Consider the following 15,199-nt stretch of genomic DNA (forward strand, 5'->3'; position numbering starts at 1 on the left):
CGTGAAATTATCGGCGTCATCAAGAAAATCCATCGTCCAGTCACTTGCCGGCAAAGGTTTATCACTACGAATCGGTTCATTTAATATAAGGTTACGCTCATCTGTTGGCGCAGTTGCAGATCATTTGATTTGCCTTTACGGCGCATTCAATATCCTAGATGGACTGGACTTCATTGATTTTAATGTCGCCATCAACCCGCCTTTATCCCTACGCCGGTACCTACGCCCCCAAGTCAATTTTTCATTTGACGGTTATTTTCCCTTCAAACCCTTGCCCTATGCACAGGCTCCCGCCTTTTTCGAATGGGGCCTTAACTGGTGCATCGCTAGCCACTCCAACCAATTCCTCATCATCCATGCGGCTGCCGTGGAACTTAACGGGCAGGCCTTTATTTTTGCAGGCATCCCAGGAAGCGGCAAAAGCACTCTCAGTGCAGCTATGGTTTGCCGTGGTTGGCGGCTGCTATCGGATGAAATGACCTTACTATGCCTAAGCGATGGCTTGGCCTATCCAGTGCCACGGCCCGTGAGCCTGAAAAACCAATCCCTTGATATCATCCGCCAATTTTCACCAGACGCCATCATCGGGTCTATCGTTAACGACACCTTAAAAGGCACGGTAGGCCACATGCGCCCGCCCGATAGCAGTGTCGAACGTAGCGCCACCCCAGCCCTACCTACCAAAGTGATTTTCCCAAAATACAAGCAAGGTTCACAAACTGAGTTGGCCCCACTTTCAAAAGCCAAGGCCTTACTCAAACTGGCGGAAAATTGCTTCAATTATTCTGCGTTAGGCAAAGAAGGCTTTGATGGTTTAGGGCGGCTATGCGACGCCACTGATTGCTATGATTTTAGCTACAGCAATCTTGATGAAGCTATCGCCTTATTTACGGAACTTGCGTCTTGAAAAAAACTAAGATGTCCCTATTGCGCACGGCTTTTATTAAGCCTGAAAGTGTGCTTTCCTTAGATTTACCGCAATGGAGCCAACTAATCAGGCACGCAAGGCGCGCTAACGTATTGGCACGCCTTGGATTTTATTTGAAAACGGCAGGAATATTGGAAAAAATACCAGCCCAACCGCTGTTGCATATAAAATCCAGCTTAACCTTTGCCAAAGCTTTTGAATGTTCTTTACAGTGGGAAATCCACTGTATTGAAGCCGCGTTAAAACCACTTGACATACCACTGGTTTTTTTGAAAGGGTCTGCCTATTATGTTGCCGGAAACAGCGCCGCCAAAGGACGGATATTTTCAGACATAGACATCCTGGTTCCTGAAAATAGGCTACTTGAGGTCGAAGTCGCGCTAATCAATGCGGGTTGGATAACCAGCACTTTAGACCCCTATGACCAAAAATATTACCGGCAATGGATGCACGAAATCCCGCCCATGCGGCATTTAAGAAGGCAAACGTCCATTGATGTCCATCATAATATCCTGCCTAAAACCTGTAAGTTCAGCCCTGATGCCAATAAATTATTGGCAAATACCGTACAAATACCTGGGACAAATGCCTGGGTGTTGGCTCCCGAAGACCGTATATTACACAGCGCCACCCACTTATTTAACGGCGGGGAATTTGAGCAAGGGTTCCGTGATTTATCAGACCTGGATTTGCTATTAAAAGAATTTGCTAGCCAAGAAAATTTTTGGACGCAGCTACGCTACAGGGCTGAAGTGCTTAACCAACAAACAGCGTTGTGCTACGCCCTTCGTTATACCAATAAAATCCTCAATACCCCTATTCCCCCCGAAATACTAAACAACGCGGCTAACCGGAGAAATGCCAAGCTAAGCTTGTTCTTTCTTGACCTGCTGTTTGTTAGCGCCTTACAGCCCGGCTACGGCTGTCACAATAACCCCTGGACTGAAATCGCGCGTTTCTGCCTTTTTGTCCGCTCACACTGGTTAAAAATGCCCGTTTCCCTGCTGCTCCCACATTTACTGAAAAAAAGCCTAAAGCAGATGAACAAACTTATTGCATAACCCGTAATCAATTAAACCAAGGAACAAGGGTTCGCCCCATAAAAAAACCAGGCTATTGCCTGGTTTTTTTATGGGCGTTTATTCTGGCTTAGGGGGAGGCGGCGGAGGCATCATATGGCGCGGAGGATGCCTATCTTCAAACTTCTTCAATTGCTCTGGCGTTAACACAGATTGTAAACGGGTTTTAGTTTCTTGATGGATAGCTTGAAATTTTGTCCTTTGTTCTTCAAAAATAGCATCGACTTTGGTTTTTTGCTCCACGCTCAAACCTAATTCCTTAGCCATCATTTCAATTTTGTGGGCATGGTGCCTTTTAAAACTCTCCTCCCCTGGAGCAGGGCCGTCGGGCAGCGCACTGCTGGCTTCAACAGGAGCAGGTTTGTTTGGGGTTACGCCGGCCATTGCAACCAACGGGAAACCGGTTACTAACAACAGGCTTACTATCGTTTTTTTCATAAATATGTCCTTGTGATGGGGGTTGTGTAAAACAGAATGGCCATTACCACTCTTGGTACATACTATAACCATATACCAAGCAAACAATGTGCAGGCATTATGCAAAAATATGTGAATATCCAAATCAGGGCGACGCTTGAGCATCAAGCTTTGCTTGGGGAATATAGCGATAGCCGGCACCGTAAACCGAGTGTATCAATTCAATATCAGGCAACAAACTGGCTAATTTTTTACGCAGTTTCTTAATATGGCTATCTACTGTACGGTCAGAGACAATACGGTGGTCTTGGTAAATTTTATCAATCAATTGCACCCGCGAAAAAATTCGGCCTGGCTGTTGGTACAACACTTGAAACAACTGGAACTCGACCGCCGTCAAGCCCACTTGCCGCCCATAGGCGCTGATATGGAAACTGTGCCCATCCAAAACCAACATAGGGCCGGGCTTTATGGATATTTCACTTTCACCTTGGGTGCGGCGCAAAACCGCCTTGATTCTGGCGACAACTTCGCGCGGGCTGAATGGCTTGCAAATATAATCATCCGCACCCAGTTCCAGCCCCAATAAACGGTCAATTTCTTCAACCCGTGCAGTAATCATGATGACAGGCACATTACTGAAACGGCGGATGCCCTTAATAATTTCCAAGCCATCAAGTCCAGGAAGCATCAAATCCAATAGGATCAAATCAGCAGGATGTCCTTGAAACCAAGGGATGACTTCCAGGCCATTGGCCAAACTATGGGTAGTAAAATTGGCGGCATTCAGATAATCCGCCAAAAGCTGCGCCAACTTGGCTTCATCTTCTACTATCAAAACGTGCTTATTCATGTTCATATCGAAATAGGGAAAGTGATGCGGAGATTAAGGCCACCTAATCCTGAATTTGAAGCGGTGATTGTGCCATTATGGGCCTCAACAATATTACGGCATATAGCCAACCCCAAGCCTGCACCGCCTAGGCTACGGTTGCGCGAACTGTCAACCCGATAAAAACGTTCAAATAATTTTGGCAAAGCCACTTCAGGGATGCCGGGCGCGCTATCGGTAAATTCGATAAACATCTGGTCGTGTTGCCGAACCATCAAAATACGCAATTGCCCGCCACTTTCCGTATAGTGCAAGGTATTGTTCAATATGTTCCGGAACAATTGCGACAAACGGTCGGCATCGGCATACAGCATCACCGGCTTGCCCAGTTGATTGTCCAAAGCGACCGCCAAGGATTTGGCTTGGTATTGGGCTGACAAGGCATTAAGGTCGCGCTGTAAAATCGGCACCGGATCTACCGGAGCCTTGCGGTAACTTAACGCCCCTTGGTCGGACAACACCAATTGGTAAAGGTCTTCAGCAAGACGGTTCAAGCGCATGACATCGCCATAGAGCGAGTCCACCGCCGCCAAATTTAGTGGACGCACACCATCCTGCAACGCTTCCAATTCACCACGCAACACCGCCAATGGAGTGCGTAATTCATGGGAAATATCCGCCACCCAACGTTGCCTGGCTTGTTCCGCTTGTCCCAAAGCAGCCGCCAAGCCATTAAAATCACGGGACAACTGCCCTAGCTCGTCATGACCATCAACAGGCAAACGGGTGTCATAACGGCCAATTGCCAAGGCTTTGGAAGCCGCAGTAATACGCTTGAGCGGCCTGCCCAAAACATAAGCGATCAACAGGGCCAAACCCGCCGATAGCAAAACCATTAGCAAAGCGATCCATATCAGTTCTTGCGCCTGCTGTTCCATGAATTGAATATCGCCAGACTGGTTCAATGGCTTTCCTGGCAACACCCCTAAATAACCGACATTTTGCCCACCATAACGGATCGGCAATAAAGACAATTGGCCCGCTAAATCTGCACGTCCAAAAATAAGGCTTTTATCCGCATTGAGCAGCATCACACGCATTTCCAAAGGCACCAGACGCGGCCTAAAGCTATCATCATCGTGAAGCTTTGAATGGCGGGACGGGGAAGTATAGGCGTATTCTTCGGGTAATTTGGGCGGCCAAACATTATCTGGCGTAGCCAGTGCTTCACCGATCCATGGCGGCGGACGTGGATGCCTATGCTCGTTCACTTGCCACAACATAGCCAGCCACTTTTTCTTATCGTTAGATAAAGATCGCCAATTTTGGTGGCTTTCGTAATGCTCGGTCAGTGCGGCGACCAAATGCTCGAGATGCTTTTGTTGGCGGGATTCGACAAAGGCCATGAACCCACGTTCAAAAGAAACCCGCATAAAACAATACATGCCCGCTACAACCAACATCGTTGTCAGCAATAACGTCAAAAATAATTTCACCCTAATCGACTTGTACACCAGGCTTCCCCTTTGTTTTTGGCATTATCATGGCCAAATGTGCAAGAAATATGGATTGAAAATATAAATATACAGTATTGTGTTGACATTAACAGGCATAGCCTATATTCTGCACACAGCTTGAAATTGATTTACCGTTATGCTTATCTCTACGAAGTTTTATCTGTATTGCTCGTCCTGTTTATCATCCGTAATTCTCAAATTTCCTTGCGCCATCAGCCTCTAAAAAGGCTTTATTTATTTTCAATTTTTAGGATCCAAACATGACAACAGGTACAGTTAAGTGGTTTAACGCAGAAAAAGGCTTCGGTTTCATTCAACAAGAAAACGGCCCTGATGTATTCGTCCATTTCCGTAACATCAACAGCTCTGGCTTTAAATCATTAGATGAAGGCCAAAAAGTCCAATTCAACGTCACTCAAGGCCAAAAAGGCCCACAAGCAGAAGACGTGACACTGGTCTAAAGCAATCCGGCTGCGGCCCGCACTATTCTGGCCGCAGCCAACCTTCCCCTCTCAAGCAGCATCGCTGCATCCTCAACAAGTTTTTCCTATTTAAGCTCCGCTAATTTTACTTTCCCAGGCTTACGTAATATCACGTATCACTTGAATAAGCCCATCGTTCAAGAGAGCCACCCGCAAGATTCTACACCAACCTATCGCTTTAACTGTGGATCCGGGTTAACGCCATCCGTACCGATTTTGTTGGATGAAAGATAACCCAAACAAACACCCTAAACCTAGGCGAAGATATAATCCGCCAACACCGTATGGTCCGCGCCTTGTAATGAACCGACCAAGGTCAATTCATTGGCCGTGACCTGTGCCCCGGCATCAGCTGATTGGAATAGAAACACGCCGCTATCCGTGCCGTTATCCACCACAAATAAGCGCGTGTCACCGACTGCGTATGCGGAAGATGCAGAACCTATCCTCGCCGCCGCTGAAGCCGTGTCGATGCCCCCCACAATATCCGGCGTGATGATGACCAGTTCCGCCTGCTTCGAAAACGTTACGGGGAGGTTGCTAACAGTCGGGGAATCAATGACATGGTCGCCATCGCCAATCTTAAGTTCGGTGTTACCATCTTTGATCCTTAAATGGTCAAAACCCGTTGTAAAGTCAGAGACCACATCAGCACCGCCAACCGTTGTAGAAAACACAAATATATCGTTGCCAGCCCCCCCTGCCAGGGTATCGGCACCTTCGAAACCACGCAAGATGTTGTTGCCACTGTTGCCCTGCAAGTTATTGTTTAGCTCGTTCCCGTTGGCATTGGCATTAGCCGCCCCTTGTAAAATCAGGTTTTCCAGGTTTGCCCCCAAAACCCAAGTGCTATTGGATAGCACCGTATCGGTACCGCCAAGGCTATCCTCAATAATAACGTCGTCACTTTGGTTGACTTCATAAGTGTCATCACCTGCGCCACCCGTCATGGTGTCCGCACCCAAGCCGCCAATAAGCTGGTCATTCCCTAAATCACCTTTCAGCGTATCATTCCCTAGATCGCCATTTAAGATGTTATTGCCGACGTTGCCTTGCAGGTAGTTGTTATCGGCGTTACCTGCCGCATTAATATTGTCAAACCCCATCAAGACCAGGTTTTCCAAATTCAAACCTAAGCTCCAATCCAACGTAGCGTAGACCGTATCAGTTCCACTTAACGCATCTTCTATAATATTGTCGCCGACATCATTGGCACCATAACTGTCATCGCCTATACCACCAGTCATTTTGTCGACACCTGCGCCACCATACAGTCCATCGTTACCGGAACCGCCTTCTAAGGTGTCCGCGCCAGCAAAGCCATAGAGCGTATTGTCGAAGGTGTTGCCCGTGATAACATTATCCAGACCATTACCCGCCCCTATTTTCGCGTTAATGCCCATTAACAATAAATTTTCGACGTTTGCGCTTAAAGTATGGCCTATCCAAGACTGCACCCAGTCAGTCCCTTCATTGGCTTGTTCGATGACCGTGTCCCCTGCATTGTCAACGACATACGTGTCATTGCCCTTGCCACCCGTCATTTTATCCGCGCCAATGCCGCCATCCAGTTTATTGTCGCCCAATCCCCCCGTAATTTCATTGTTCAAATCATTGCCTGTGCCGTTGGTATTGAGGCTATTCCAAAGGAACAGCTTTTCAATATTCCCTAACAACGCATAACTGCCATAGGAATAAACGGTATCTATCCCAGAATTGGCATTTTCCACTACTTTATCCGCCGGAACTTCCACGGTATAGCTATCGTCACCCAAACCGCCTTTTAAGGTGTCAATCCCGCCGCCGCCCACAATAACATCGTTATAGGATGAGCCGAATATCAAATCATCTTGGGCATTGCCAATGACTTGCCCGGCGTTGCCAGTGATAAAAAGGGTTTCGACATAATCCGGCATCTGGTAGGACTTAAGAAAGCCGCCTATACCAGGGGAGTGCAGAAAAATAGTATCCGCATTACCTTCACCCATTTTCTCTATCACCGTATCATAAGGGTTGCCATTATCTACGTCCGTATAATCCACGAAATAGATGTCATCGCCCTGCCCTCCTATCATGGTGTCTTGCCACGCCCCCCCATCTAGCCAGTTATTACCCGAATTGCCTATCAGGGTTTGGAAAAAAATGCCCATGACGATTTTAAGGTTGGCAGTACCTAGCAGGATGATGGTCTCTACCCCATGGCTTACATCCATATCCTCAGTGAAACTCACGGTGGTCTTGACGGTATCGTTAATGCCATCGCTCGGATTGCCATCAACATAATCGTCGATGACATCATCCACATTATCCACATAATAGGTGTCATCGCCCTTGCCACCGACCATTTCGTCGGCACCCGCCTTGCCGTCAAAAGTATTTGCACCACTGTTACCGACCAAACGGTTATTAAGGCCATTACCCGTAGCGCTCAAATTAGCACTCCCGGTCAACGTCAGATTTTCGACATTGGCGGTCAAGGTATAACTGATGGATGAATTAACCAGATCGCCACCTTCATTGACGGCTTCCACCACCTTATCTTGGGCATTATCGACAAAGTAAATGTCATCACCCGTGCCGCCGTCCATATAATCGGCTCCAGACCCCCCATCCAAGTAATCATTGCCACCCAAACCAAACAAGTTGTCATTTCCGCCTAAGCCAGATATAAAATCGCTGGCGGATGTGCCAAACAGACTATTAGCCCCCGATGTACCTATAAGTATTGCCATGACCGTATCCCCTAGAAATTATTAATATCAATCCCTTAAAAGGCAGGCATTGTGTTTTCCGATAGACACGCCACCCTTCCTTTAAGGTTAGGCTGAGTTTAGGGCACATTATCGTGTGGGCGTTATGTCGGATTAACCGTTTGGATTGGTCATATTTACAATAGCCAAATGGGAGCCTGGCCACATGGCTACGGAGATTGGCATTATGGTTTCCTAGATGCCTAAGATACTGAAAGTTTTATAAAACCAACCCGAGCATATGGCCACAGGAAAACTGGCGCAAACAAAAAAAAGCGGGGGTTAAGATTTCCGGGACACATCTAGGTGGGAGCTGGTTTAGCCGCACATAATTTTTAACGGGCACAAAAAAAGGGCCTTGCGGCCCTTTTTAATTTTTACCACCAACAGACAAAAATTATTCTTTATCCGCTTCTTTCATGCTCAAGCGCACACGCCCTTGGCGGTCGATTTCCAACACTTTTACGCGCACCACATCGCCTTCGTTCAGCTTGTCGCTGACCTTATCGACATGATCATCGGAAATTTGCGAGATATGCACCAAGCCGTCTTTGCCCGGCAGGATGGTGACGAATGCGCCGAAGTCCATCAAACGGACGACTTTGCCTTCGTAGACTTTGCCGACTTCAACTTCTTCAGTGATTTCTTCAATCATACGTCGGGCTTCTTCACCTGCGGCCTTGTCCACCGAGGCGATTTTGACGATGCCGTCATCGGTCAGGTCAACGCTGGCACCGGTGATTTCGGTGATGCCGCGTATGGTGGCGCCGCCTTTGCCGATCACTTCACGGATTTTGCTAGGGTCGATTTTGAACGTGATGATGCGCGGTGCAAAATCGGACATTTCTTCGCGGGTTGAAGCCAAGGCCTTGTTCATTTCGCCAAGGATATGCAGACGGCCTTGTTTGGCTTGCTCCAACGCGGTTTTCATGATTTCGGCGGTGATGCCGTCAATCTTGATGTCCATTTGCAAAGCGGTAATGCCTTGTTCTGAACCGGCGACCTTAAAGTCCATATCGCCCAAGTGGTCTTCGTCGCCCATGATGTCGGACAACACAGCGAAACGCTCACCTTCTTTAATCAAGCCCATCGCAATACCGGCGACGGGTGCGCTGATCGGCACACCGGCATCCATCAACGCCAAGGAACTGCCGCACACGGAAGCCATGGAGCTGGAACCGTTGGATTCGGTGATTTCAGACACCACGCGGATGGTGTAAGGGAATTCTTCCATATTCGGCAACACGGCGGCGACACCGCGTTTTGCCAAGCGTCCATGACCGATTTCGCGGCGTTTTGGCGAACCGACTTGACCGGTTTCACCCACGCTGTACGGAGGGAAATTGTAATGCAACATAAATGGTTCTTTGTATTCACCCGCCAAGGCGTCAATGATTTGCGCATCGCGTTGGGTGCCTAAAGTGGCGACCACGATGGCTTGGGTTTCGCCGCGTGTGAACAGGGCTGAACCGTGGGTGCGTGGCAATACGCCAGTACGGATGCTGATCGGACGGATGGAGTCTAATGCGCGTCCGTCGATACGTTTGCTTTCGTTAAGAATAGCATTACGGACGATGGTGTATTCCAGATGTTCGATGATCGTGCGGATCGCATTCGCTTCGTAGTCACCGTCAGCGGTGAGCTTTTCAACGGCGGCGTTACGGATGGCTTTGAGCTGTTCTTGTCTGATCAGTTTTTCAGGCACTTGATAAGCGGCTTTGATGTCCGCTTCAACCGCCGCAGTCACTAATCCAACTAAAGTGGCATTGGCTTCGGGAGCCGTCCAACCGACCACACCTTTACCTGCCGCATTGGCAAATTCGTTAATCGCGTTAATCGCCGTTTGCATTTGTTCGTGACCGAACAACACTGCGCCTAACATGACTTCTTCGGATAAGCCCGCGGCTTCCGATTCCACCATCAATACCGCATGGGCGGTACCGGCGACAACCAAAGTCAATTGCGATTCTTTCAATTCTGCAGGAGATGGGTTTAATAAATAAGCACCGTCTTTATAACCGACACAAGCCGCACCGATTGGGCCGTTAAATGGCAAACCGGACACTGCCAAAGCCGCAGACGCGCCTAAAAGGGCTGGAATTTCAGGATCGACACTAGGGTTTAAGGAAACAACAGTGGCGACAATTTGTACTTCGTTGGTATAGCCTTCAGGGAAGAGCGGACGAATGGGGCGGTCAATCAAACGGGACGTTAAGGTTTCTTGCTCACTAGGCCGCCCTTCGCGTTTGAAAAAACCACCGGGGATTTTGCCGGCCGCATAGGCTTTTTCTTGGTAATTTACGGTCAACGGGAAAAAATCCCCGCCATTGGCTTCTTTTTTGCCCACCACGGTGACAAGCAAGGTGGTACCGTCAACGTCGATCATCACCGCGCCGTCGGCTTGACGGGCAATTTCACCCGTTTCTAGCGATACTGTGAGTGCGCCGTATTGAAATTCTTTCCTGATAGGATTCACTATAAGATTCCTTTGTGTAGAGGTTCGGGTAAGGATATTTCAGTCATATCCTTACTGAGGTTGTCGCGTGTTTGGTCGGGACGCAAACGTGTTGCGTCCCGCAATAGCATCTTTACTTACGCAGACCCAGACGTTCAATCAAAGAACGGTAGCGGGCGACGTCTTTGTTTTTCAGATAATCCAACAACTTGCGGCGTTGGTTAACCATGCGCAACAAACCGCGGCGTGAATGGTTGTCTTTTTTATGCGCGGCAAAGTGCGGTGTCAAATGCGTGATGTGCGCGGTCAACAAAGCAACTTGCACTTCTGGGGAACCCGTGTCGGTTTCTGTCAAACGGTAAGCTTCAACAACAGCTTTTTTTTGTTCTGCGGTAAATGGCATGTTTTGATAATCCCTATAAGATTAAAGTATAAAAAATAAAGCCGCCAAAGGGCGACTTAAGAAAAATCCTGCTCCACGATAGGGTGTAGAACAGGAGGATAAGGCCGTAACGTGGTGTCCCGGCCTTTTTGCACCATCCCATCAGGATGGTGCAAAATAGTGCATATCTATTTGTTCAAATTGAACAATTTTTTCGGGGCTATTTTACCATCCAATAGCATTTCCCCCAACCCCAAAAACAGGGTTTCGTGGTAGAGCCTGACCGTACCCGCCCCTGTTGTTTCGAAAGGGATGGTTTGCCCATAATTGATCGCGATGGTTTGCGTATCGGACAAATGCACAGACGGTAAGGCCAATAAAGGTTTATCGACTGGTATCAGGGTGTTAAATAAAGTTTCCTCAGGCATTGCCGACAACTCTTCCACCGTCAGCGCATCAGCGATGGAAAACTGCCCTGCCCCCACACGCCGTAAAGCTGTCACAGTTCCGCACGTCCCTAACGCATGGCCTAAATCCTCCGCCAATGAGCGGATATAAGTGCCTTTGGAACACGCCACTTCCAAGGTCAATTGCTCTGGCGTGTGGCCTAATAAAACCAACTCAAAAATATGGATACTTCGGGCTTTGCGCTCTATGGTGATGCCTTCCCGCGCCAGTTCGTAAAGTTTTTTGCCCTGATGCTTCAACGCGGAATACATGGGCGGGACTTGCCCGATAGGCCCTGTGAATTTTTGTAAGCACGCTTCGATATCAGCAAGCGTCAACGCTGGCACGGGTTGGGTGTCAATCACCGCGCCTTCGGCATCGCCTGTATCCGTCATCACACCCAACTGCACCGTGACTTGATAGCGTTTGTCGTCATCCAGCATCAACGCCGACACCTTAGTCGCTTCACCAAAACACAAGGGCAACAGCCCGCTAGCCAAAGGGTCTAAGGCTCCAGTATGCCCGGCTTTATTGGCGTTAAACAAACGGCGGACTTCCTGCAAGGCCTTGTTGGAAGACACGCCTAGGCGTTTGTCCAACAAAATGATGCCGTGGACATTACGGCCTGAGGTGCGTTTGCTCATGGGGATAAATTAGATGCGGAGCCAATCCAGTGCTTAAAAAATAATTGGCAATCACAACCACTGCTTATCAAACAAGCTTGAATGGGTATTGCCAAAATAATTTATTACTACCAAGTGCCAGTTTACCTATGATTAAGACATCCTACCCTTCATCGGTTGGCGGATTTTTGGCCACTTCGCTCAACAACTCCGCCACCCGCATCCCCGTATCAAACGAATCGTCATAATGGAAACGCAATTCGGCGATATGGCGAAGGCGCATCCGTTTGGCGAGCAGGTGGCGGATTTGCGGGGCGAGTTCGTTCAGAACTTTCAAATTGGCCTTTTTACCGTCGGCATCGGCGTTCAGCACGGTGACGTAGACTTTCGCGACGGCGAGGTCACGGGTGACCTCGACTTCGTTGATGGTGACGAAGCCCAACCGTGGGTCATCAACCTCACGTTGCAGGATGAACGAAAGTTCTTTCTGCATTTGCGAGGAAACGCGGTCTTTGCGGCCATATTCTTTTGCCATGCTTACAACACCCGCTTGACTTCAGTGCGCTCGAAGACTTCGATTTGGTCGCCTGCTTGCACATCGTTGTAGTTTTTTACGCCGATACCGCATTCCATGCCCATTTTGACTTCGGCGGCATCGTCTTTGAAACGGCGTAGCGATTCCAATTGGCCTTCGAAAATGACCACGTTTTCACGCAAGACGCGGATAGGCAAGTTACGTTTGACGTAGCCGTCGATGACCATACAACCCGCAATCGCACCAAATTTCGGTGAGCGGAACACGTCACGGACTTCGGCAAGGCCGACGATATGCTCCCTGATTTCTGGGGCGAGCATGCCGCTGATGGATTTCTTGACTTCATCAATCGCATCGTAAATGACGCTGTAATAATGTAAGTCCACGCCTTTTTCTTCGATCAATTTCCGTGAAGTCGCATCCGCCCTGACGTTAAAGCCGATCAGGATCGCACCGGAAGCCAAGGCCAAGTTGACATCGCCTTCGTTGATACCGCCGACACCGCCAAAAATGACTTTAACTTCGACTTCTTCGTTCGACAAACCGACCAAGGAACCACGCAAGGCTTCCAAACTGCCTTGCACGTCGGTTTTGATCACCAAGTTGACGCTGGCCAATTCACCTGCGGTCATGCGTGAGAACACCTCATCCAATTTGGACGCCTGTTGCGCGGCATGGCGGCTGAATTTCTTACGGTCTTCGCGGTGTTTTGCCAAGTCTTTGGCAACCCGTTCGTTTTGCACGACCAGGAACTCATCACCCGCATTCGGCGTACCGGACAGGCCTAAAATTTCCACGGGGACTGAAGGGCCGGCTTCTTTGATGGCTTTGCCGTTTTCGTTAAACATGGCGCGGACTCGGCCATATTCATGGCCACATAAGACCATTTGCCCGTTTTCCAACGTGCCCTTTTGCACCAGTATGGTAGCGACCGCACCCCGGCCTTTATCCAGACGCGATTCAATGACCACGCCTGACGCAGCACCTTCAATCGGCGCTTTCAGTTCAAGGATTTCGGTTTGGACAATCAGCGACTCAATCAGCTCATCAATGCCCTCACCTGTTTTGGCCGATATTTTCAAGAATTGGACATCACCGCCCCACTCTTCCGCCAACACGTTGATGGTTGATAATTCTTGCATGACCCGGTCAGGATTAGCTTCGGGCTTGTCGATTTTGTTCATCGCAACAATAATCGGCACATTCGCCGCCCGTGCATGTTCCACCGCTTCTTTGGTTTGCGGCATCACGCCGTCATCGGCGGCCACCACGACAATGACCACGTCAGTGACATCAGCACCCCGCGCCCGCATCGCGGTGAACGCGGCGTGGCCTGGGGTATCAAGGAAAGTGACGGCACCGTGGTCGGTCTTGACTTGGTACGCACCGATGTGCTGGGTGATGCCGCCCGCTTCGCCGGCAGCGACGCGGGTTTTGCGGATGTAATCCAATAATGACGTCTTGCCATGGTCGACATGGCCCATGATGGTGACGATAGGGGCCCTCGGCATTTCGACGCGGTTGTCTTCCGCCAACACTTCGGCAAGCATTTCTTGCTCTAGGTCATCGTCACTTTGCATGATGGGTTTATGGCCCATGTCTTCCACCAAAATCACCGCCGTTTCCTGGTCGATGCTTTGGTTAATGGTGGCCATAATGCCCAGCTTCATCAGATGCTTGATGACCAACGCCGCTTTGACGCTCATTTTTTGCGCCAAATCTGAGACGATGATCATTTCAGGAATCGTCACTTCCTTGACGATAGGAGCCACCGGCATTTCAAATTGATGGCGGTTTTCAGACGGCATGGCGACACGGGCGTTCTGCTTGCCTTTTTTCTTGCCCCTCTTGCCATCTTTACTCGGCGTGCTACGTAAAGCGCCCTCTTCCTGTTTTTTCTTGTACGCGCCTTCTTGCTGTTTGACCGCGGCTTGCTGCCTCACTTTCTCGGCGTTTTTCTTAATGGATTCTTCAAGGCGGCGCTCCTTTTCCTGCTGTTTTTTCCTGACTTCATCGGTTTCCTTGGCTTTGATGGGCTTATCTTGCTTGATTTTTTTATCATCCTTAATTTTTACCGTGGCAAATTTCTCATCGGGATCGAGCTCATCAATCAAATCGGCTTCGGGCAAAACCTCTTCCGCTGGCCCGGCTTTCGTCGTGCCCTCGGCTTTAATGTCCCGCTTTGCCGGTTTGGCCCGGACCATTTCTTCTTTCCCCGCGTCAGCCTCATGTGCGGACGGAAGTTCGGCCACGGCAATTGCCTCAGGCGCCAAGGCTTGCAAAGGTTCGGCAACTACTGGCTGCGCTTCAGCGGGCTCAGGGTGGACAGGCGCAGGCACGGCCTCGGCAACCGCTGGCGGCAGTTCTTCAGGCCGGATAGGTTTTGCCGCTTCAACAACTTTGGGTTGTTCCGGCTCAACCGCTTCGGGGCGTTTGATGTAAGTTTTCTTTTTCCTTACTTCAACGCTAATCGTTTTTGACGAGCTCCCTGGCGCTGTCGACTGCTTAATTTCCATGACCTTCCGGCGCTCCAGGGTGACCCGCCGTGGCGAAGCCCCTGTGGTGTCTTCCGGTTTGCCGTGGCGTTTGCGCAAATGTCCGAGCAATTGCATTTTTTCATCTTCACTGATGACGTCATCAGGGGAACTGGCAGATAATCCTGCTTCTTTCAGTTGTTCCAATAACCGTTCTAAAGGTATTTTGACTACCTCAGCTAACTGCCGTACCGTTTTATCGCTCATATGCTCCCCCT

At 49.3% G+C, this 15,199-nt stretch carries 12 protein-coding genes; 3 read left to right on the top strand and 9 right to left on the bottom strand.

Annotated features, from left to right (window positions below; translation table 11 throughout):
* Position 1 precedes the first annotated feature (1 nt).
* Entirely contained in the window at positions 2-907 is a 906-nt protein-coding gene (locus tag METMI_RS0121340) for an HprK-related kinase A (protein WP_051102373.1), read from the top strand.
* Between the two features lie 11 nt (positions 908-918).
* Positions 919-1,989: a nucleotidyltransferase domain-containing protein gene (locus METMI_RS0121345; RefSeq protein WP_040572812.1), complete on the top strand. Its 1,071-nt coding sequence runs from the start codon at positions 919-921 to the stop codon at positions 1,987-1,989.
* Positions 1,990-2,067: 78 nt separating this feature from the next.
* On the opposite strand, the gene METMI_RS24970 is transcribed toward METMI_RS0121345, so the two are convergent.
* The 3 genes from METMI_RS24970 to METMI_RS0121360 all read right to left on the bottom strand — a co-directional run bounded on the left by METMI_RS24970 (position 2,068) and on the right by METMI_RS0121360 (position 4,770).
* On the bottom strand, positions 2,068-2,445 hold the full coding sequence (locus tag METMI_RS24970; protein ID WP_019868334.1) for a hypothetical protein: 378 nt from the start codon (positions 2,443-2,445) through the stop codon (positions 2,068-2,070).
* 124 nt (positions 2,446-2,569) lie between these two features.
* Positions 2,570-3,277 (bottom strand): response regulator, encoded by a 708-nt coding sequence (locus METMI_RS0121355; protein ID WP_040573309.1) that lies wholly within the window; start codon positions 3,275-3,277, stop codon positions 2,570-2,572.
* A gap of 2 nt (positions 3,278-3,279) precedes the next feature.
* Positions 3,280-4,770, bottom strand: a complete 1,491-nt coding sequence (locus METMI_RS0121360; protein ID WP_040572813.1) for an ATP-binding protein — start codon at positions 4,768-4,770, stop codon at positions 3,280-3,282.
* 263 nt (positions 4,771-5,033) lie between these two features.
* Between METMI_RS0121360 and METMI_RS0121370 the strand changes: the two genes are divergently transcribed.
* Positions 5,034-5,234, top strand: a complete 201-nt coding sequence (locus METMI_RS0121370) for a cold-shock protein (protein ID WP_019868338.1) — start codon at positions 5,034-5,036, stop codon at positions 5,232-5,234.
* A 275-nt stretch (positions 5,235-5,509) separates the two neighbouring features.
* Here METMI_RS0121370 and METMI_RS24975 read toward each other — a convergent pair whose 3' ends face one another.
* The 6 genes from METMI_RS24975 to infB form a co-directional block, all read right to left on the bottom strand.
* Positions 5,510-7,987, bottom strand: coding sequence for a calcium-binding protein (locus METMI_RS24975; protein ID WP_019868339.1), 2,478 nt, complete (start codon positions 7,985-7,987; stop codon positions 5,510-5,512).
* 415 nt (positions 7,988-8,402) lie between these two features.
* Positions 8,403-10,481: a polyribonucleotide nucleotidyltransferase gene (gene pnp, locus METMI_RS0121380; protein ID WP_019868340.1), complete on the bottom strand. Its 2,079-nt coding sequence runs from the start codon at positions 10,479-10,481 to the stop codon at positions 8,403-8,405.
* Positions 10,482-10,593: 112 nt separating this feature from the next.
* Positions 10,594-10,863 (bottom strand): 30S ribosomal protein S15, encoded by a 270-nt coding sequence (gene rpsO / locus METMI_RS0121385; RefSeq protein ID WP_019868341.1) that lies wholly within the window; start codon positions 10,861-10,863, stop codon positions 10,594-10,596.
* A 167-nt stretch (positions 10,864-11,030) separates the two neighbouring features.
* Positions 11,031-11,933, bottom strand: a complete 903-nt coding sequence (truB, locus tag METMI_RS0121390; protein WP_019868342.1) for a tRNA pseudouridine(55) synthase TruB — start codon at positions 11,931-11,933, stop codon at positions 11,031-11,033.
* 142 nt (positions 11,934-12,075) lie between these two features.
* The gene (rbfA, locus tag METMI_RS0121395) at positions 12,076-12,447 is read right to left on the bottom strand and encodes a 30S ribosome-binding factor RbfA (RefSeq protein ID WP_019868343.1); all 372 of its coding nucleotides are present in this window, start codon (positions 12,445-12,447) and stop codon (positions 12,076-12,078) included.
* A gap of 2 nt (positions 12,448-12,449) precedes the next feature.
* Complete coding sequence (infB, locus tag METMI_RS0121400) at positions 12,450-15,188, bottom strand: translation initiation factor IF-2 (protein ID WP_019868344.1); 2,739 nt, start codon at positions 15,186-15,188, stop codon at positions 12,450-12,452.
* Positions 15,189-15,199: the final 11 nt, after the last annotated feature.

Source organism: Methylovulum miyakonense HT12 (assembly GCF_000384075.1).
GTDB classification, from domain to species: Bacteria; Pseudomonadota; Gammaproteobacteria; order Methylococcales; family Methylomonadaceae; genus Methylovulum; species Methylovulum miyakonense.